17 protein-coding genes and 1 riboswitch are annotated in these 18,608 nt (G+C 65.4%); of the genes, 7 read left to right on the plus strand and 10 right to left on the minus strand.

Features of this window, described 5'->3' with window-relative positions:
- Positions 1 to 3: 3 nt before the first annotated feature.
- Entirely contained in the window at positions 4 to 1,224 is a 1,221-nt protein-coding gene (locus ACIGJG_RS29315; RefSeq protein ID WP_483673584.1) for a Bcr/CflA family multidrug efflux MFS transporter, read from the minus strand.
- 383 nt (positions 1,225 to 1,607) lie between these two features.
- On the opposite strand from ACIGJG_RS29315, the gene ACIGJG_RS29320 reads away from it, so the two are divergent.
- On the plus strand, positions 1,608 to 2,189 hold the full coding sequence (locus ACIGJG_RS29320; RefSeq protein WP_041680164.1) for a hypothetical protein: 582 nt from the start codon (positions 1,608 to 1,610) through the stop codon (positions 2,187 to 2,189).
- Positions 2,190 to 2,239: 50 nt separating this feature from the next.
- Here ACIGJG_RS29320 and mdoH read toward each other — a convergent pair whose 3' ends face one another.
- The 3 genes from mdoH to ACIGJG_RS29335 all read right to left on the minus strand — a co-directional run bounded on the left by mdoH (position 2,240) and on the right by ACIGJG_RS29335 (position 7,124).
- A complete protein-coding gene (gene mdoH / locus ACIGJG_RS29325; protein ID WP_140950410.1) occupies positions 2,240 to 4,825 on the minus strand; it encodes a glucans biosynthesis glucosyltransferase MdoH in 2,586 nt (861 codons plus the stop codon).
- Positions 4,798 to 6,399 (minus strand): glucan biosynthesis protein G, encoded by a 1,602-nt coding sequence (locus ACIGJG_RS29330; RefSeq protein WP_011300156.1) that lies wholly within the window; start codon positions 6,397 to 6,399, stop codon positions 4,798 to 4,800. The genes mdoH and ACIGJG_RS29330 overlap by 28 nt, the downstream gene beginning before the upstream one ends.
- 353 nt (positions 6,400 to 6,752) lie before the next feature.
- Positions 6,753 to 7,124 (minus strand): hypothetical protein, encoded by a 372-nt coding sequence (locus ACIGJG_RS29335; protein ID WP_011300155.1) that lies wholly within the window; start codon positions 7,122 to 7,124, stop codon positions 6,753 to 6,755.
- 282 nt (positions 7,125 to 7,406) lie between these two features.
- On the opposite strand from ACIGJG_RS29335, the gene ACIGJG_RS29340 reads away from it, so the two are divergent.
- Complete coding sequence (locus ACIGJG_RS29340) at positions 7,407 to 7,817, plus strand: RT0821/Lpp0805 family surface protein (RefSeq protein WP_011300154.1); 411 nt, start codon at positions 7,407 to 7,409, stop codon at positions 7,815 to 7,817.
- Between the two features lie 15 nt (positions 7,818 to 7,832).
- Here ACIGJG_RS29340 and ACIGJG_RS29345 read toward each other — a convergent pair whose 3' ends face one another.
- Both ACIGJG_RS29345 and ribB read right to left on the minus strand, forming a co-directional pair.
- Positions 7,833 to 8,387, minus strand: a complete 555-nt coding sequence (locus tag ACIGJG_RS29345) for a surface-adhesin E family protein (RefSeq protein WP_483673585.1) — start codon at positions 8,385 to 8,387, stop codon at positions 7,833 to 7,835.
- Positions 8,388 to 8,468: 81 nt separating this feature from the next.
- Positions 8,469 to 9,140, minus strand: coding sequence for a 3,4-dihydroxy-2-butanone-4-phosphate synthase (gene ribB / locus ACIGJG_RS29350; RefSeq protein WP_011300152.1), 672 nt, complete (start codon positions 9,138 to 9,140; stop codon positions 8,469 to 8,471).
- A gap of 173 nt (positions 9,141 to 9,313) precedes the next feature.
- Positions 9,314 to 9,477, minus strand: a riboswitch (FMN riboswitch).
- 243 nt (positions 9,478 to 9,720) lie between these two features.
- On the opposite strand from ribB, the gene ACIGJG_RS29355 reads away from it, so the two are divergent.
- Positions 9,721 to 10,299, plus strand: coding sequence for an acyloxyacyl hydrolase (locus ACIGJG_RS29355; protein WP_483673586.1), 579 nt, complete (start codon positions 9,721 to 9,723; stop codon positions 10,297 to 10,299).
- Here the strand turns inward: ACIGJG_RS29355 and ACIGJG_RS29360 are convergent.
- A complete protein-coding gene (locus tag ACIGJG_RS29360; RefSeq protein ID WP_483673587.1) occupies positions 10,287 to 11,171 on the minus strand; it encodes a helix-turn-helix domain-containing protein in 885 nt (294 codons plus the stop codon). The genes ACIGJG_RS29355 and ACIGJG_RS29360 overlap by 13 nt on opposite strands.
- A 167-nt stretch (positions 11,172 to 11,338) precedes the next feature.
- On the opposite strand from ACIGJG_RS29360, the gene ACIGJG_RS29365 reads away from it, so the two are divergent.
- The 3 genes from ACIGJG_RS29365 to ACIGJG_RS29375 all read left to right on the plus strand — a co-directional run bounded on the left by ACIGJG_RS29365 (position 11,339) and on the right by ACIGJG_RS29375 (position 14,502).
- A complete protein-coding gene (locus tag ACIGJG_RS29365; protein ID WP_011300149.1) occupies positions 11,339 to 12,652 on the plus strand; it encodes a hemolysin family protein in 1,314 nt (437 codons plus the stop codon).
- Between the two features lie 265 nt (positions 12,653 to 12,917).
- Positions 12,918 to 14,240 carry an EAL domain-containing protein gene (locus tag ACIGJG_RS29370; RefSeq protein ID WP_483673588.1) on the plus strand — a complete coding sequence of 441 codons (1,323 nt, stop codon included), beginning with the start codon at positions 12,918 to 12,920 and terminating at the stop codon, positions 14,238 to 14,240.
- 130 nt (positions 14,241 to 14,370) lie between these two features.
- Positions 14,371 to 14,502 (plus strand): entericidin A/B family lipoprotein, encoded by a 132-nt coding sequence (locus ACIGJG_RS29375; RefSeq protein ID WP_041680161.1) that lies wholly within the window; start codon positions 14,371 to 14,373, stop codon positions 14,500 to 14,502.
- An 89-nt stretch (positions 14,503 to 14,591) separates the two neighbouring features.
- Here the strand turns inward: ACIGJG_RS29375 and ACIGJG_RS29380 are convergent, their stop codons facing one another.
- The 3 genes from ACIGJG_RS29380 to ACIGJG_RS29390 are packed head-to-tail and all read right to left on the minus strand — an operon-like array spanning position 14,592 to position 17,490.
- Complete coding sequence (locus tag ACIGJG_RS29380; protein WP_483673589.1) at positions 14,592 to 15,233, minus strand: bifunctional 4-hydroxy-2-oxoglutarate aldolase/2-dehydro-3-deoxy-phosphogluconate aldolase; 642 nt, start codon at positions 15,231 to 15,233, stop codon at positions 14,592 to 14,594.
- 40 nt (positions 15,234 to 15,273) lie between these two features.
- On the minus strand, positions 15,274 to 16,209 hold the full coding sequence (locus tag ACIGJG_RS29385) for a sugar kinase (RefSeq protein WP_140950413.1): 936 nt from the start codon (positions 16,207 to 16,209) through the stop codon (positions 15,274 to 15,276).
- Between the two features lie 12 nt (positions 16,210 to 16,221).
- Positions 16,222 to 17,490, minus strand: coding sequence for an amino acid deaminase (locus tag ACIGJG_RS29390; RefSeq protein ID WP_011300145.1), 1,269 nt, complete (start codon positions 17,488 to 17,490; stop codon positions 16,222 to 16,224).
- 195 nt (positions 17,491 to 17,685) lie between these two features.
- On the opposite strand from ACIGJG_RS29390, the gene ACIGJG_RS29395 reads away from it, so the two are divergent.
- On the plus strand, positions 17,686 to 18,606 hold the full coding sequence (locus tag ACIGJG_RS29395; protein WP_011300144.1) for a MurR/RpiR family transcriptional regulator: 921 nt from the start codon (positions 17,686 to 17,688) through the stop codon (positions 18,604 to 18,606).
- Positions 18,607 to 18,608 lie beyond the last annotated feature (2 nt).

An 18,608-nucleotide genomic window follows, 5' to 3' on the forward strand; every position in this document is an offset into this window, starting at 1 on the left:
GGCTCAGGCCGCTGCACGCGCCGACGATCCGGCGCAAGCCCACGCGCGCAACGCCACCGCGCCCATGCCGCACGCGGCCATCACGACCGCGAGCGGCAGGGCCGTGCCATCGTGCCACAAGCTGACGGCGGCGCCGGCAACCGTACCAAGCGAAAACTGCAGCGTGCCCATCAGTGCCGATGCGGTCCCGGCACGATGCCCCTGATGCGTTAGCGCCAGTGCAGACGCATTCGGTGTGATACAGCCCAGCGAGCCGATAAAGACAAAGAATCCGGCCAGCAGCACCGGCAGCACAAGCACGCCTGCCAGCGCCGCAGCGGCCAGTATCAGGCCTGCGGCGCATGGCGCGAGCACCGCGCGTCGGAGCACGCTATCCAGCGTGCGGCCGTGGACCAGGCGCGCATTGAGTTGCGACATGCCGATCAGCCCGAGCGCATTGGCTCCGAACACAAAGCCATAGTGCGAGGGATCGATGCCGTTGAGTTCGATCAGCACGAACGGCGAACCCGAGATATACGCGAACATGCCGGCCTGCCCGAAGCCGGCTGACAGCGAATAGCCAAGGAATTCACGGTCCCGCAGCAATCCTGTGTAGCTTGCCACGATGGCGCCGGGATGCAGCGGTGCGGCACGTTCGCGCGGCAGGGATTCTTCCATCCGGAAGTGGACCAGCGCCAGGATCAGCAGCCCCGCCAACGTCAACAACCAGAAGATCGCGCGCCAGCCCGATGCACTGAGAATGGCGCCGCCGATGATCGGCGCCAGGATCGGGGCCAGGCCCATCACCAGCATCATCGACGAGAATGCCCGGGCCGACTCATGGGCGTCGAGCCGGTCGCGGATGACGGCGCGGGCCATGACCATGCCTGCGCAGCCCCCCAGCGCCTGAAGAAATCGCCAGAGCATCAGGGACTCGGCGCTGCGCGCCATGGCGCAGCCGGCCGCAGCCAGTGCGTACAGGCCAAGGCCAACGTACAGCGGGGGCTTGCGTCCGAAACGGTCGCTGATCGGGCCGTAGAAGGCCTGCCCCAGGGCCAGGCCGACCAGAAAGGTGCCCAGCGTCAACTGAATCTGGCCGATATCGACGCGCATATCCGCGGCCAACGCGGGAAAGCTGGGCAGGTACATGTCGATCGACAGCGGCGCAATGGCCGTCAGCGAGGCGCAGATCAGCAGCCAGGCGGGGAAGCGCGCAGCCTTCTGGCTGCGTGAGGATTGGGGCATCAGTGTCAGTCCGGGAGTCCGTACCGGCGCCAGCTGCGTTCGTCAGCCATCCGCCAGACCGCGAATTGTTGCACAGCATGACAAAACTGGCTGGTAAGGCCAAGGTTCGATGTCTGCGACATTTGCCGACGGCGTTGTCCAGTATCGCCATGCCCCGCCAACGTCGGGTTCGGCAAATATCCTAATCTTGGCAGTATTGGATTGCGTGACAGATTGCGTGGTTGCGTGGAAGTCATGGCGGTCGCCCGCCGAATACCGTGTGGCGCTGCTTTCACGCGAATGGGGGTGGAGGGTACAATGCGAGCCTGACGGCTCTGTCTATGCGGCAGACCGATGGCCGCGCAGAGATGGGCGACAGGTTTGCCCCGGCAACGTTATCCTGCATGAGAATACGACACACGCCGCTCACCGCTTCGCTTGGCTCAGCCGCTCTCGCGGCTGCACTGCTGCTGCCATGGCCAGTGCAAAGCGCCCCGGCACCCATGCGCCCGCCACCCGCCTCGGCGCCTGCGCCCGTATTCGATGAAGCCGATGCAATGTCCCGCATGCTCAAGGGCGCGGCGACAGGCCAGAATACCGGCGCGGCAGGGGTGCCAGAACTGCTGCGCAGTACCAACCGGCCTGACGGCGTGCTGGCGCGCGCCTGCCGGCTGCTCAACGACGCACTGCCGATCGAGATCGATGGGGAAACGCGCTTGCGGCGCTGCCAGTCGACGCCTGGCAAACACGTGTTGTTTCAGCTCGAGCTGACCAACTACCGCGGACCGATGCTGGACCTTGCCAGCTTCGAGGTGAACTACGCCGCGCCGCTGCAGCGCAATATCTGCGCCAATCGCGACGTGGAAATCCTGACCAAGCTGGGCGTGAGCATGATGTTCCGCTACATGACGCGCAACGACCGCGGCGAACGCCGCGTCGGCGACGTCTACATCAACGCGCCGATCTGTACCTCCGCTTTGCGCTGACTGACGTTGCGTAATCCGCCCGAGGGGCGCGGCAGCGCCGCGCTCCTCTGTCAGGCGACGCGGGGGCGCAGCGGCAAGACGTTGGGCGCGCGCCGCACCAGCAGGCGGATATTCTTCCATCCCGCGTCAGCAAGCGGCGATCCCCACACAAGCTCATGCAGCTTTGACAGCGCGAACGGATCTCCCAGCAGGATATGGCGCTGCGAGGCCGTCAGCGCGCGCGGGCCGCCGGTCAACGCGTGCTGCACCAGCGCGGCGTGGCGCTCCTTAGCCGATGCCGGCTGTACGACACGCGCCGAAGCCGTGGCGCACATCAGGGCATTGGTGACCGGGTCGACTACGGCGTCGACAAAATTCGGCGTCTCGGTGGCCTGCTCCACGTGCTGCTGGGTTTCGACAATTTCCCGCGGCGGCAGAGCTTCCTCGGGAATCATGAACAGACCTGCTTCACGCGAAGCGCGGCCGAACGATACCCGCGACAACATGACCGACAGCGGAATCGACAAAGCCAGCGAGCCGACGATCGGCAACAGCCACAATACAAAGGACGGATTCAGCCAGTACACCAGCGCGCCCCATGCCAGGCCCAGCAGCGTGTGGGAACCATGCCGGCGCACAGCTTCGCCCCAGGTCGTTTCCGCGTCCTCGCGCGGCGGCGATTTCCACGAAATCCCCCATCCGCTGTAAGCCGCGATCACGAACTTGGTGTGGAACAGCATGCGGGTCGGAGCCAGCAACGCGGACAGCACGACTTCGATCAGCATGCTCATTACGAGCCTGGGCAAGCCGCCATACTGGCGCGCCTGGCGCACCAGCAGCAGTACGCTGGCCACCTTGGGCAGGAACAGCAGCGTCGCCGTCGCGGAGAACAGCGCAAGCGCCTTCTCGGGATGCCATTCGGGCCAGGTCGGGAACAACTGGTACGGCTGCGTGAAATACTCGGGCGGCACCAGCGCATGCCGGGCCAGCATGGCCGTCGACAACAGCAGGAACAAGAACCAGAGCGGCGCCGAGAGATAGGCCATGATCCCCGTCAGGAACACCGCGCGGTGCACCATGTGGAAGCCCTGCTTCAGCCACAGCCGGAAATTCATCAAGTTGCCCTGGCACCAGCGGCGGTCGCGCTTGACCTCGTCGAGCAGGTTCGGCGGCAGTTCCTCGTACGAACCGTGCAGGTCATACGCGATCCACACGCCCCAACCGGCACGGCGCATCAGCGCGGCTTCGACAAAATCGTGCGACAGGATCTCGCCTGACAACGGCCCGCGGCCCGGCAACGGTGCCAGCGCGCAGTGTTCCATGAACGGCTTGACGCGGATGATTGCGTTATGGCCCCAGTAGTGCGATTCGCCGAGCTGCCAGTAATGCAGGCCTGCCGTGAACAGCGGGCCGTACACGCGCGTGGCGAACTGCTGGACGCGCGCATAGAGCGTTTCGCGCCCCACGGCCAGCGGCGAGGTCTGGATGATGCCCGCGCCCGGGTTGGCCTCCATGAGCCGCACCAGCGTAGCCAGGCAATCGCCGCTCATCACGCTGTCGGCGTCGAGCACCACCATGTAGCGGTACTTGCTGCCCCAACGGCGGCAGAAGTCGGCTACGTTACCGGTCTTGCGCTTGACCCGGTGGCGGCGCCAGCGGTAGAAAATCCGGCCGAAACCGCCTACCGCGCGGCACACTTCCATCCACGCATCGACCTCCGCGGTGCGCAGGTCCGGGTTGCCACTGTCGGACAGGACAATGAAATCGAAGTTGGCAAGATGACCGGTTCGCCCAAGCGATTCGTAGGTCGCGCGCAGGCCGGCGAAGACGCGAGTCACGTCCTCATTGCAGATCGGCATGATGACCGCTGTGCGCGCATCGGGCGCCAAGGGCGCATCCGGTGCGGCCGAGCGCGAAATCAGATGCCGGTCGCCGCCCTTTGCCAGCACCAGGAAGCCCATCATGGCCGTCCAGAAGCCGGCGGATACCCACGAAAACAGCACCGCGAACAGGACCAGGATCGCGATCTCGAGCAGGTCGGCGCCGTGGTACGGCAACACCTTGGTCATGAAGTAGGTGGCCAGCGTGGTCTGCGCCACCACCAGCCCCAGCAGAAACCAGCGCCGGTGCGAACCAGCGGGATGCCATTTGCCTTCGGCATCCGGGCCATCATGCAGCGTGTCCCAGGTTTCGGGCACGGGCGGGCGCCCCAGCATGCGGCGCCAGGTGTTGCGCACCCAGCCGGTGACGATATGCGGCGGCCACTGGCGCGGCACCATGGAACTGCGCTGCGGTTCCGGCCCGGTGTCGACATGCACGGTGCCGTCGGGCCGGCGCTTCAGCAACGGTTCCCCGGCAACTTGCGGATTGCCGTAGGCCAGCGAGAACCGCCGTCCCACCGAACCGTAGGTCGAGCCACCGGGCTCGGGGGTTTCGCCTTTTGCCGGCTCGCGTGCCGACAGCCTGGACTGCAACTGCTCGATGGCCGCTTGGGCATCGCGGGGGTCGATCGAGATCCCCGCAGAAGCGGGCATGGACGGATCGGCCAGCAGTTCGCTGCGCAGTTCAGACGATACGGGCAGGCGGTCGACATAGCGCTCGCATGCCGCCGCCTGGGCCGGTCGCTGCTTTAGCCTGGGGGTAAGATGTAGCTCCACGTCTCGGATAAGGTTGTATTGCCGTTGCGAAGATAGCCGCGCAACTCAACCGGCTTGTTGGCATCCTTGCGGCGCATCACCATGGTCATGCGCCAGCCGCCAGTGGCGTCGTTACGCTGCACTGACGTTTTCAGAAGTTCGGCATTGGCGTCGGCCGACACCACCGGATCGATGCGCACATCGGCCGGCAACTTGCGGAACGCCGGGCCTTCGAAATCCACCACCAGCGAGAAGCTGGTGTCTTCCTTGTTGCGCGTGACGCCCTGCCCCATGCGCGTCTGCGTGACCCACGACAGCGGCGGCATCTGTTCGCCATCCTTCTGCCACATCAGCCGGTACTCGTAGTCGAACGGCTGCTTGGGCTTGGGCGGGTTGTCGGGCACCCAGTACGCGACGATGTTGTCGTTGGTTTCGTCAGGGGTCGGGATCTGGACCAGTTCCACGCGGCCGGAACCCCAGTTTCCGCGCGGCTCTACCCAGCCGCTCGGCCGACGCTCATACCATGCGCCGATTTCCTGGTAGTTGTTAAAGCTGCGGTCACGCTGCATCAGCCCGAAGCCCTGCGGATTGGTCGCGGCAAACGACGTCACCAGCAGCCGCTTCGGGTTGACCAGCGGACGCCATACCCATTCCCCCGTGCCCAGATGGATGGAGAGTCCGTCAGAGTCGTGCACTTCCGGCCTGAAATCGGCATCGGTCGACGGCTGGTTCTCGCCGAACAGGTACATGCTGGTCAGCGGCGCCAGGCCGAGCTTTGTCACGTTTTCGCGCAGGAACAGGCGCGACTTGACCTCCATCGACGTCTCTTCGCCGGGCTTGATGACGAAGCGATAGGCGCCGCTCACGCGGCGCGAATCCATCAGCGCATAGATCGTCAACTGCTTGTCCGATGCGGAAGGCCGCTCGATCCAGTATTCGACGAAACGCGGAAATTCCTCGCCGGAATTGAGCGCGGTATCGACGGCGAGTCCGCGCGCCGACAACCCGTACCACTGGTCCTTGCCCAATGCGCGGAAGTAGCTCGCACCAAGGAAGGAGGCCAGTTCATCCTTGCGCTTGCCCTGGTTGAGCGGGTACAGCACGCGGAAGCCGGCAAAGCCGAGGTTCTTCAGCCGCGCAGCATCGACCTTGTGCGGTCCGTAGTTGAATGCCGCCGGGTCGAACCGAAACTCGCGCACGTTGCCGCTGACCACCTCGTGGATGCGCACAGGCTGGTCGAACACCATGCCTTCGTGGAAGAACGACAGCTCGAACGGCAGGCGCGCGTTGCGCCACGCAAAGCGCTCAGGCTTGTATTCGATCTCGCGGTACTGCTCGAACGACAGCTCGCGCAATTCGCGCGGCAGATTCTGCGCCGGCGCCTTGTACGGAGAGGCCGCCAGCTGCCGTGCCCGTGCGGCCACGGTATCGAAATCGAATGCGTGTGCCGCCATGGCAAGCACGGCAAGCGCACCGCCACCCAGCCATCGGGCCATCCGTACACGCGCCGTGCCCGACACCCCTTGGCTGCGGACACGGACAAATGACCGTGCGGGCGATGGTTCGGACAGGCGTGGCGAGGTGTTTGATGACATGAATGCCCAGATTGGAAGCGTGGACGGTGCGACCGGCGCTCGCGGCCGGCACGACGGACGACTTGGGGGACAGCGCAGCGGCCCAACAAGCAAGACGGACCTGGCGAGGCCATGTCGGGCCCGAGGCGCGAAAAAACCGAGCCTGCTGGCCCGGTGTCGCTGGATTGCGATATGCGACAAACCTTAACAATTCGAGACCGCGAAGTCACGTTTCGATCACGCAAGGTTTGAAACAAAATGAAACCCACGCCGCCGCAAAGGCGCTTTATACCTTTGCAGCGGACGCCTGTGTCGACGCGCGGCCACGTCACGACACAGTTCGCGCGCCTAGGGTCCCGGCTGGCGACGAAACGCTATTGCTTCGCCCCGTCGGTATAGGTGTCGAATTTGCCTTGCTTCGCCCCGTCGGTATAGGTATCGAATTTGCCGGCCTTCGCACCATCCGTGTACGGATCAGACTTGCCGACGCGCTGAGCACCCTGGATCGGCTCAAGCTGATCGGTGCGCGCACCCGGGGCCAACGACGTCATATTGTCGGACTTGGCGCCTTCGGTATAGGGATCAAATTTGCCTGTCTTGGCACCGTCGGTATAGGTGTCGAACTTGCCGGCCTTCGCACCATCCGTATAGGGATCGAACTTGCCGCCCTTGGCGGGCGACTGGGCGTGCACGACGCCGAATGCGGCGGCGAGCGCCAGGCCGAGGGTAAGGTGGCGCAGCTTCATGGGGACTCCTCTCGCGGTGATTTCGCGTTGTGCCCCGCTGCCTGTCGATGCGGATGGCGTTGCGGCAAGCATCAGTGGCCAATCAACGCTAGGCCAGTGCAAATCGCCTGTCAACCGCACCATGACGCATGCGACGCGAAAGGCGCCGTCCGTGGCCAGTCGCACCAGGGTGGAGTCCGGAAACCCCTCCCCTTCCTCTTTGTGAATCGGGTTCTTACAATGCACTTGCCTGCGGCGGCTGACCGCCGCTTTCAAAGTACCACGTACCGAAAAGGAATCATCATGCTGTCTCGGCAAGCCCGACGCCTCTCTACCGTTGCCCTGGCCAGCGCATTGGGTGCCACGCTGATGTTCGCCGTGACCACTCCCGCCCGGGCATATTTCGACAGTTACCTGTCCGGCACCATCATTGGCAAGATGAGCAAGGATGAAGCCGCGTCTTTCGCAAAGTCCGTCCGCAAGGCGCTGAACGATACCGCGGACGGTCAATCGGTTTCGTGGGAGTTTCCGGCCACCGGCAAGCGCCTGCCGGTGGATGGCACGCTGACGCCGGTCACCACCAAGACCGACCAGGGACAGTCGTGCCGCCGCCTCAAGACCGACCTCAAGCGCGGCAGCGCCGAGGAGCACTGGAGCGGCTGGTTCTGCAAGCAGAAGGACGGCCAGTGGAAATCACGGCAAGTCGCTGATTGACGGTCTGCTGCCGCCTCAGCGGCACAGCCTCCGGAGTAGCTCGGCGGCCACCGAGCCGCTGGCCGCCGGGTGGAAGCGCGACAACTGCGGCGAGCGGATGGTGTAAAGCGCCTCGCCCTTTCCGAAGCGCTTCGTGTAGAGCGTCTGCTCGACCACGGCGACCATCGACGAGGCGCAGTTGAGCACCATGCGCTTCAGCGATGACCGGATCGGTTCACCGCTCGTGGTACGGATCACGCCCGACGGCGCATTGCGCATGACGACCACACCGACTTCGGGTCCCGCACGCTTGACGGCGACCTGATCGAAATACGAAATCACGCCGTTGGCACCCATAAGCGGAAGCCAACGCTGCGGGTCCGGCGCCGCGGGATCGGGCGCGGCAAGCACCGCGCACCCTTCGCGCGGCGTGGAGCGGAAAACGGTAGTACCCGACGGTTGCTGGCACTCGTACAGCCCTGCGGCAGCGGCAGGCCGATTGTCGAAGCCAGCTACGGGTTCGGCGTGAGCGGCCACGCTAATGGCGCAGCCGTAGAGTACAGCGGCGCATCGAAATATGCGGAGAAGCATTGAATCGCCCTCGAATTGACGGGAAAAAGCGAGCCGCATTGTCGCATAGGCAGCCGCACTTGCCGACCCGAGCAGCACAATTCAGCCGTGGATTTCGCGCCACGCCACGAGATCGGCGATGGTCAGGATCGGCAGACGGTACATCTCGGCAAACGACAACGCTTCCGGACGGCGCGCCATGGTGCCGTCGGGATTCATCAGCTCGCAAAGCACCGCGGCCGGCGACAGTCCGGCCATCCGCGCGAGTTCGACCGAACCTTCGGTGTGCCCCCGGCGCACCAGCACCCCGCCGTCGACCGCGACCAGCGGGAACACATGCCCGGGGCTGACGACAGCATCGGTGCCCGCATCCTTCGCAATCGCCGCACGGATCGTGGTGATGCGGTCCACCGCGCTCACGCCAGTGGTCACACCCTCGCGCGCTTCGATCGATACGGTGAACGCCGTTCCATACTGGCTGCGGTTGTTTTCCACCATGGGACGCAGGCCGAGCTGGCGCACCTTGTCGGTCGTCAGGCACAGGCACACGATGCCGCTGCATTCGCGGATCATCATCGCCATGTTGGATGGCGTCAGGCATTCCGCGGCCAGGATAAGGTCGGCTTCGTTTTCGCGGTCGTCATCGTCGAGCAGCACGACGGGACGCCCTTCACGCATGGCATCGAGTGCTTGCGCGATACGCAGGGCTAACGGGCGCTCGTCGGCATCGGCTGCGAGCGTGATGGAATCGGATTCGTGGGAAAGGCTTGGCATGAAACGCTCCTTGCTAGCTGATCAGTGGGCGTTTCAGGGGAGGATCAACGAAAGCGCGCAGGCAACCGCACGAGCGCATTGCATGAAGGCGCAACACCGTACGCCGGACGTCGATGTCCGACCGCGGCGAGCGGCATCCATGCCCTGCAACCGAGGTTGCCAGGCAAGCTTCCGCCCATCTTCTTTCATCCGGACTATGACCGTCGGCCCTGGCATCGCACCAGGTCTGCTGACCCTGCACGGCATGTGCAGGCGCTCGCGGGCTCGCTGCATCGTACGGAAACGCACGCTGCGGCATACCGCCGGTGGGGAGTTTCACCCCGCCCTGAAGACGTAACGGTGCCGGCAACTCGCGCAAATCCCTCGACGGGCCACGTGCGAAAAGTGCCGGCCGGCGGATCTTAGCACGCGTGTTCGATTTTCTTAGCGCGCAAGGTGGCCCGTCGTGTACTACAACTAGTTCAGGTGTGATGAAAAAGGGACTGAGCACGCCCCCGGAGCCCGCCCTCCTAAAACAACGAGCCAACCTGCTATGCGACCGATGCCCGAAGACCGGCCTGGCTGTTCCGCCCAACAAACCATGCGCCGCAAGCGATGCCGGGGCATGGGCATCCGGCAGGCTGCACTGGCCACGGTGCTGTCTGCCGTGACCTTCGGACCCAGCCTGGCTCAGGCGGCCCCGCCGATTCCCGCCGTCCAGATTGGCTATGGCATCGACACCAGCCACGATATTCAGAAAGTGGACGTGGCATTCCTCTGGGACTCGGGCTATGCCTGGGGCAACCCGGAAGGCTGGTTGCTCGACCTGCAATGGGAGGTAAATGTTGCGCGCTGGCACAGCACCAGCAGCAACAACCCCCGCAATCCGTGGGAGTTTGGCGCCTCTCCGGTGGTAAGGCTGGCCTGGAGGCGCTACAGCTGGGTGCCTTTCCTGGAATTGTCCGTGGGCGTGCGGCTGATCAGCGAAACCCGAACCTCCGACGACCACAACTATTCGACCGCCTTCCAGTTCTCGGACATGGCAGGCCTGGGCGTGGCGTTTGGCAAGGCACAGCAATTCACCGTGGGCTATCGCTACCAGCACATCTCGAATGCCGGCATCAAGCAACCTAACCCGGGCACGGCCTTCAGTACCGTGTACGTGCGTTACCGCTTCTGAGGAGCCGGAGAAGGATCGTGCGCCAGCGCCTCGAAGACCTCGCGCGTGGCATCGTCGGCCGGGAAGAAGCACTCGATGCGCATTTCCTGCAGGGTGACGTCCTGTGGAATGCCGAGTGTGGTGATGGTGGAAAACAGCGAGGCGCGGAACGCACCGGCGCGCAGTGTGACCGGCAGCACCGGCGGCGGCGGACCGTCCGTCGCCTCGTCATCGGGCAACTGCACGCCGCCGGCCCCCACCATGTCGGGATGCCAGACTGCAATCCGCGCGAAGATCTCCCGCGCGATCTCATCGTTCGCCTGAACCTGGAGTTCCTGCCAGACACGCCTCAGCAGGTAGCGGCCGACCTGCCGCGCGTTCTCGATCACAGGCCACAAGCCATTAGGATCAAACACCGTCAGCATCAGGTTGATGCGGCCCCCACCGTCTCCGAGTGCGGCGGGCACGCGGCCATCATCAAGCAGCACTTCGAGCATGCGGCGGTAGGCGGCGTTGGCGTCGATAAGATTCCAGAAGCGGTCGAGCACCACTGCCGGGAACGGCTCCTGCTTGGCAAGGATCAGCGAAATGGCCTGCTGCACCATCTGCAGCGGCGGAGACACCAGCTTGTACTCGCTGTAAGCCGGCGCAAAGCCACCCGCCAGCAGCATGCGGTTGCGCTGGCGCAGCGGTACGCCGAGCCGTTCGGCCAGCGCCAGCACCATCTCGCGGCTTGGCCGGGAACGGCCGGACTCGAGAAAGCTGATGTGCCGCTGCGACACGCCCGCCGCCAGCGACAGCGCGAGCTGGCTGTAGCCGCGCCTGCCGCGCCAGTAGCGCAGCAGGTCGGGAAAATCGAGAGCGGTCTCGGAGCCGGGCGTCAGGGTTTCCATGTGACGTATTACAGCATGTGCCGCGCAGGCGTGCGACTACCTGAGAGGTAATGACGCGCATTCACCTTACCTCAGTTTGCGCCCTATTCTGCACACCACGACAAGGTGTAACAGGCGAATGGTATGCTTGATCTTTTAACCCCCGCGCGCAAAGGGCGCGCACCCTGATGGAAATTGCCATACTGCTGGCGCTGATTCTGCTCAACGGTCTGTTCGCCATGTCCGAGATCGCGCTGGTCACCGCACGCCGGGCCCGGCTGCAGCGCCAGGTGGAAGAAGGCGACCGCGGAGCCATTGAAGCCATCAAGCTTGGCGAAGACCCGACGCGGTTCCTGTCGACCGTTCAGATCGGGATCACCTCGATCGGCGTGCTCAACGGCGTAGTGGGCGAATCGACCCTGGCACAACCGCTGGGCGTGTGGCTTCAGGGGCTTGGGCTGCCGCAGACCACGGCCGGCTATGTGGCAACAGCCATCGTAGTGGCCGGCCTGACCTATTTCTCGATCGTGCTGGGCGAACTGGTGCCCAAGCGCCTGGGCCAGATGGCGCCGGAGACCATCGCCCGGCTGGCGGCGCGCCCGATCTCCTGGCTCGCCGTGGCCAGCACGCCGTTCGTCAAGTTGCTGTCGGGATCCACGCGTCTGGTGCTGCGCCTACTCGGCGTCAACACAAACCGCGGCCCCGGCGTGACCGAAGAAGAAATTCACGCGCTGCTGGTCGAGGGCTCCGAGGCCGGCATCATCGAGCAGCACGAGCACACCATGGTGCGCAACGTGTTCCGCCTCGATGACCGGCAACTCGCTTCGCTGATGGTGCCGCGCGGAGACGTGGTGTATCTCGACGTGGAAGTGCCGCTGGATGAGAACCTCAAGCGTATCGAGGAATCGGATCATTCCCGCTTTCCGGTCGTGCGTGGCGGCATGCATGACATCGTCGGCGTGGTGAGCGCGCGCCAGTTGCTGGCCCGCCGCCTGCGCGGCGAAGAAGCCGACCTGATGGCCGCGGTGCAGCCGGCGGTGTTCGTGCCGGAGAGCGTCACGGGCATGGAGCTGCTGGAAAACTTCCGCGGCTCGGGCGGCCAGATCGCCTTCGTCATCGACGAGTACGGCGAAGTGCTGGGCCTGGTCACGCTGCAGGACCTGATCGAAGCCATCACCGGCGAGTTCAAGCCGGACAGCGCGGACGAGGAATGGGCCATCCAGCGCGAAGACGGCTCCTGGCTGCTCGACGGCCTGATCCCGATTCCCGAACTGAAGGATCGCATCGGCCTGCGCCAGGTCCCCGAGGAAGAGAAAGAGCGCTATCACACGCTCTCCGGCATGCTCCTGCTGCTGCTTGGCCGGTTGCCCCAGACCGCGGACAGTGTCCAGTGGGGAGACTGGCGCTTCGAGATCCTTGATATGGACGGCAAGCGCATCGATAAGGTCCTGGCCTCGCGCGTAGCGGCATCGGAAGGACCAGAAGACGAAACCACGGGCTGATTCCGGCACCGCCCTTCGTCGTCTTTCCCGCGCATCGGCAATTCGGGCGGCTGTCAAGGCCGGCGTACCGCGCACCGGCTCGATGCCGACGGCGCTCTCCTGCCGCCCTGCCTGCCGTATGATCGTAGTTGCGCCACATCGGACACCGCGATACTGCCTGCACGGCAACGTGCAATCGCAGTGGCAAAATACGATCACAACGACAGAACGGGGAAGTGTGGACAGTAGCCGGCATCTTGCCGGCCTTGCCTGCAAGAGAGATTGCATGCACCAAGACGACGCCGACGACAGCGCCGGTCAACGTGCCGGAAACGCATATGACATGGTCCAGCCGGCCGCCTTCGTGGCCGCGCTGGGGAATTGCCGCGCCACTTTCGCTGGCGCACCGTTGGTCATCCTCGTCATTCGACTGGACCGCTTTGCCAGCGCGTGCGAATCCGCGGGCCCCCGGCGGGCTGCGCATCTGCGCCAACTCGTCCAGGCGCGGCTCGCGCGATTGCTGCTGCCGGACGCGCGCATGTACTGGCTCGGGCCCGCGGACCTGGCGGTGGTGACGCCATTGCCGGCGGCGACGCAAGACCCGGCACGGCTCGGACAACGCATGGCCGACGAGCTGGGCCGACCCTTCACGCTGGACGGCTTCGAGCTGTTCCTGTCCTGCAGCATCGGCATGTCGCTCGACCATCCCGACGTGGCCGCCGAACGCAGCCTGCAGCACGCGTTTGACGCCATGCTGCGGATCTGCCGCCAAGGCGGCGACGGGTTGGCCAGCGCCATGCGTGCCGGCACGCCCGCCGCGGACCAGATGCTCGCCGCGCTGCCCCAGGCGCTTGAGCGCGGCGAACTGAGCTTGCACCTCCAGCCGCGCGCCGATTTCGCCGGCGCCCGCATCAGCGGCTATTCGGTCCGCCTGCGCTGGCGCCATCCCGCGCTCGGGCGGGTTGCGCCGCAGGACTTCCTGCCCGCGCTCGAAGGCTTGGGCCTGATGGGCCCGGTCGGCAACTGGCTGCTCGGCAGCCTGGCGCCGCTGGCACGCGCAGCCGAAGATGTCGGGCCGCTGCAGTTCACCCTGCTGGCATCGAGTGCGCAGCTGCATCAGCTTGAAATGGTCGATGCGCTTGCGCGAACGCTTGATGCTGGTGCCGTCGCGCCGGAGCGGCTCTGCATCGAAGTGCCCTCCACCAACCTGCCGGACGACCCGGAACTGATCGGAAGTTTCGAAGCCTTGCGCCAGCGCGGCCTGCAACTGTCGCTCAGCGACTTCGACGGCCGGCCGGAAAGCCTGGAGACCTTTGCCTGGTTGCGTCCCGACCGGGTCACGCTGGACGTGCGCAGCCTCGGGCATGCCGACCAGCCCGCCAACGCCGCGGCAGGGCTGCGCGACGCGTGCACGGTGGCGCGCAAGGCGGGCGTCATGGTTTGTGCGAAGGGCGTGGAAACGCGCAAGCAGCTGGAACAGGTGCATGCCTGGGGGTGCCACAGCATCCAGGGCTACCTGCTGGCGCAGCCATTCCCGGCCAACTGGCTCGCGCAGACGCACTGGGCCATCCAGCAGCGCGCGCGGGAACTGCTCGGGCCGGCGGGATGACGCCAGCGGCGAGCGTCCATGCGCCTCCCAGCCCAGTACGATTTACAAATTGCGACACATCACACGTGATGCGCACGGCCACTGGCGGTAAAATCTGCCGCGAAATGACCATGACTGAAAGGAGCCCGGCGTGAAGAAAGGTTGGATCTGGTGCGTACTGTTCGCGACCTTGCTGGCTGGCTGCAATACCATGGCCGGACTCGGCCAGGATATCCAGCGCGGCGGCCAGAAACTGGAAGGTGCGGCGGATCGCCACAAGTAAGCGGTACGCCCCGGCATCCGGGGCACAGCGCATCCCTGGCAAAACGGCACGCATGGCGTGCCGTTTTGCATTCCGGGCTATGCGGAGGCTCAGCCCCGGCGCAATGCCGCAGCGTCTTCCGCGAGCTTGCGGATGCGGCCCCAGTCGCCGGCAGCAACGGCGTCCTTCGGCACCACCCATGAACCGCCCACGCACACCACATTGGGCAAGGCGAGATAGCTCGGTGCCAGCGCTGCATCAATACCTCCGGTGGGGCAGAAACGCAGTTCCGCCAGCGGCCCGTACAGCGACTTGAGCATCGGCACGCCGCCGGCGGCCTGGGCCGGGAAGAACTTCAGGAAGGTGAAACCGGACTCCAGGGCGGCCATGGCCTCGCTGGCCGTGGCCACGCCCGGCAGCAGCGAGATGCCTGCATCCTGCGCACCAGCGGCCAGCGTCGGTGTCAGGCCCGGAGATACGGCGAACTGCGCGCCGGCATCGCGCACGGCGTGGAGCTGTTCCACGGTCAGCACCGTACCGGCGCCCACGCAGGCGCCCGGAATCTTGGCGGCCACGGCGCGCATGGCATCCATGGCGACCGGCGTGCGCAGCGTGATTTCGAGCAGCGGCAGGCCGCCGGCCACCAGCGCTTCGCTGACATGCAGCGCTTCGTCGACGGAACCGAATTCCAGCACAGGAATGACTGGCACATTGGCCAGCCGCGCGAGCAGCGGGGAAGGTTGAAGTTGCATGGCAGTCAGGTTCGTTGCGGACAAGGAAGTGTGGATCTGATCAGGCAATCACGGACACCGACTGCGCCAGCCTGGCGAGCACGGTCTCCGCGGAAGGAATCGGCGCCACCGCACCGTAGCCGGTGGTAGACAGCGCCGCGGCCACGTTGGCATAGCGTGCCGCCTCGAACGGATCGGCACCCGCAGCCAGCCGCGCGATGAAGCTGCCGCCGAAGCAGTCGCCGGCACCCGTGGCATCCACCGGCTTGACGGCAAACGGCTGCACCAGCGTGCGCGACTCCGGCGTGGCGACGTAGGCGCCCTCCTCGCCAAGCTTCAGCGCGACCAGGCCAATGCCACAGCCGAGCAGATAATCGACGATGGCATCGCGGTCGTCGAGTCCCGTCAGCACAGTAATGTCATCCCAGCTCGGCAGGCACACGTCGGTCAGCGAAAACGCCTCGCGCATGATGCCGCGCGCGCGCGCCAGCGACCACAGCCGCAGCCGCAGGTTGGTATCGAGCGACACCTTGGTGCCAGCCTTGCGCGCATGCTCCATCGCGGCCAGGCCCGCATCGCAGGCACTCGTGCTGATGGCCAGGCTGATGCCCGACAGATGCAGGAAGCTCGCCTGCGCAATAGCGGCCAGCGGCAGGTGTTCGTGTTGGTAGCGGCTCGCGGCAGAACCTTCGCGCAGGTAATCGAAGCGGTGGCCATGGTTGTCATGGCTCACGAAATACACGCCGGTCGGCGCCACCGGATCGACGCGCACGTGGCGCGTGTCCACACGCTCGCGCGTCCATAGCGCCATCAGGCGTTCGCCGAAGCTATCGGCGCCCACCGCGCTGATGTAGCCAGTGGTAGCGCTCTGCCGTGCCGCGGCAATGCAGAAGTTCGAGGTGTCGCCGCCAAAGCCCTGCAGGTAGCGGGTCGGGTCGTCGGGCTGCTGGTTGAATTCCACCAGCGGCTCGCCGTAGGCCAGGATGTCGATGCTCATGGCGGGCTCTTCTCAGAAGAAGGTCTGGACAATGTCGATGACGCGCATGTCGCCGTCGAGCACGGGAATATGCCGCCACTTGTCGAACGTCAGGCACGGGTGCGAGATGTCGAACGCGATCATGTCGCCGACCCGGATATCGTCGCCCGCGCGGATCTGCAGGTACGCGTGCTGGTCCATCATGCCGGTGACCTCCCAGTGCGCGGGCACGGCGAGCGGGGCATCGCTGCCTGGACGGTAGATTGCCGCGGGAGTCGGCATGCCTGCGTCGAACGCCGCGTCGCGCTTGCCCATGCCGATGATCGCGCGCTCAGGCTCCGGCACGGACTGCACGTACGCCCACAGCTGCAACGCCGGCAGCAGGCCTTCGCGCATCTTCTGTGCTACCGGGTTGCTCGCGAGGATGCGCTCCTGCGCGGCCTTGTAGATGCCAACGTCATGGGTCAGGTAGCAGCCAGGACGCAGCACGATCTCGATCGGCGTGCCAATCTCGGTGCGCGCAAACTCTTCGGCCACCACGTCGTACCACGCCGAACCGGCGCCCGACATGACCACCGGACTGCGGCCAAAACGGCCCTCTTGCGCGATCTCGCGCGTCACGGCAACCGTGCGCTGCAGGAATCGCCGGATATCGGCCTCTTCCTTCAGCACGCCTTCATAGATCTCCACGCCGGCCAGCGACAACGCGTCGGGCCAGCGCGCCAGTGCCGCCAGCACGTCCGCCTGCTGCGCGGCATCGCGCACGCCGGTGCGGCCGCCCTCCACGCCTAGTTCCAGCAGCACTTGCAGCTTCTGGCCACGCTCGCGAAAGTACGCGCCAAGCTGGTCCACGAGGTCCGCGGAGTCCACCAGGCTGAAGAATTCGAAGCCGGGATCGCGCAGCAGGTCCGCAATGATTTCCATATTACGGCGGCCCACGAGCTGGTTGGCCATCAGCACGCGGCGCACGCCGTGCGCGTAGGCCGCTGCCGTCTGGTGCGCCGTCGCGAGCGTAATGCCCCACGCACCCGCGCCAAGCTGGCGCGCAAACAACTTGGGCGCCATGGTCGTCTTGCCATGCGGCGCAAGCTGCACACCGTACTCGCCCATAAAGCGGTTCATCCATTCCAGGTTATGCGCCAGACGGTCTTCATAAAGCACTGCGGCCGGCAAGCTGAGTTCTTCGCGCAGCAGGTTCCAGCCCGTCTGGCCAGCATTTTCGGGGGCAATCGGCGCCTCCAGTCGGCCCAGCGCCTTGTTGAGCGGATCGATCGTGCCGGCTTGGTACTTTATTTCACGCATGCCTGTCATCACCCTGAAAAAATCTGATTGACGTAATGATATCCCTGAAATTACGATATTTCATCCTTTGTTATAAAGTAACACGCCGATCCACCGAGCGACAACCGGATGCGATCAGCGCCCCGCTGCGGCAACGCGACAGGGCCGGCATTACCAGTTATAGCCCTTCGCCAGCCCACGGACCCTCCCTCAGCCATGACCGCGCCTTTCGATATCCTGACCCGCATCGCCGAGCGCGGCCCCGCGTTGCGCCTGGCCGAGCAGAAAGTGGCGCAGGTGGTACTGGAAGACCTGGCCGGCGCAGCAGCAGCCAGCATCAATGAACTGGCGCGCAAGGCCGGCGTGAGCGAAGCGAGCGTGACGCGCTTTGCCAAGGCCATCGGCTGCCGCGACGTGCGCGACCTCAAGCTGCGGTTAGCGCAAGCGACTGCGGTTGGCATGCGCTTCCTTGACCCCGATGGCGTGCCGGCACCCGCCGATGCCCCCGCCACCGTGGCGGACCGCATCCATGCCGACGTGCTCACCGCGCTCGAGGTCAATCGCAAGCTCATCGACACCGACCGCATGGAACAGGCTGCGCGCCTGTTGCTCGGCGCACGCATGGTCTACGCTTTTGGCATGGGCGGCGGCTCGTCGATCATGGCCGACGAAGCGCGCCACCGCCTGGCGCGTCTGGGGCAACCCGTGGCCAGCTACCAGGACGGGCTGCTGCAGAAGATGGTGGCCGCGACGCTCAGCCGCGACGACGTGGTGCTCGCGTTTTCGGCCAGCGGCAGCGTGCCGGAGATGCTGGCGAGCTGCGATATCGCGCGCGAATACGGCGCGAAGCTGGTGGCCGTGACCGCGCTCGGTTCGCCGCTGGCTGCGCGTGCCGACGTGCTGCTGCCGGTGCGCACGCTCGAGACCGACTTCATTTTCAAGCCGTCGGCCTCGCGCTACGCGATGCTGCTGGTGCTCGATGTCCTGGCCACGCAATGCGCGCTGCTGCAGCAGGACCAGAGCAAGGAACGGCTGCGCCGCCTGAAATATGTGCTCGACGCCCACCGCGGTCCCGCCGGTGAGCGCGGCCCGGACAGCGGCGCCGGCCCGGACGGCCGCCAGCCGCTGGGAGACTGACC

Source organism: Cupriavidus sp. C1SS-2L (assembly GCF_057073735.1).

Coding starts and splice junctions, on each gene's coding strand:
- ACIGJG_RS29315 (WP_483673584.1), bottom strand. CDS start 1,224: ATGCCCCAATCCTCACGCAGCCAGAAGGCTGCGCGCTTCCCCGCCTGG.
- ACIGJG_RS29320 (WP_041680164.1), top strand. CDS start 1,608: ATGAGAATACGACACACGCCGCTCACCGCTTCGCTTGGCTCAGCCGCT.
- ACIGJG_RS29330 (WP_011300156.1), bottom strand. CDS start 6,399: ATGTCATCAAACACCTCGCCACGCCTGTCCGAACCATCGCCCGCACGG.
- ACIGJG_RS29335 (WP_011300155.1), bottom strand. CDS start 7,124: ATGAAGCTGCGCCACCTTACCCTCGGCCTGGCGCTCGCCGCCGCATTC.
- ACIGJG_RS29340 (WP_011300154.1), top strand. CDS start 7,407: ATGCTGTCTCGGCAAGCCCGACGCCTCTCTACCGTTGCCCTGGCCAGC.
- ACIGJG_RS29345 (WP_483673585.1), bottom strand. CDS start 8,387: ATGCTTCTCCGCATATTTCGATGCGCCGCTGTACTCTACGGCTGCGCC.
- ribB (WP_011300152.1), bottom strand. CDS start 9,140: ATGCCAAGCCTTTCCCACGAATCCGATTCCATCACGCTCGCAGCCGAT.
- ACIGJG_RS29355 (WP_483673586.1), top strand. CDS start 9,721: ATGCGCCGCAAGCGATGCCGGGGCATGGGCATCCGGCAGGCTGCACTG.
- ACIGJG_RS29360 (WP_483673587.1), bottom strand. CDS start 11,171: ATGGAAACCCTGACGCCCGGCTCCGAGACCGCTCTCGATTTTCCCGAC.
- ACIGJG_RS29365 (WP_011300149.1), top strand. CDS start 11,339: ATGGAAATTGCCATACTGCTGGCGCTGATTCTGCTCAACGGTCTGTTC.
- ACIGJG_RS29370 (WP_483673588.1), top strand. CDS start 12,918: ATGCACCAAGACGACGCCGACGACAGCGCCGGTCAACGTGCCGGAAAC.
- ACIGJG_RS29380 (WP_483673589.1), bottom strand. CDS start 15,233: ATGCAACTTCAACCTTCCCCGCTGCTCGCGCGGCTGGCCAATGTGCCA.
- ACIGJG_RS29385 (WP_140950413.1), bottom strand. CDS start 16,209: ATGAGCATCGACATCCTGGCCTACGGCGAGCCGCTGGTGGAATTCAAC.
- ACIGJG_RS29390 (WP_011300145.1), bottom strand. CDS start 17,490: ATGCGTGAAATAAAGTACCAAGCCGGCACGATCGATCCGCTCAACAAG.
- ACIGJG_RS29395 (WP_011300144.1), top strand. CDS start 17,686: ATGACCGCGCCTTTCGATATCCTGACCCGCATCGCCGAGCGCGGCCCC.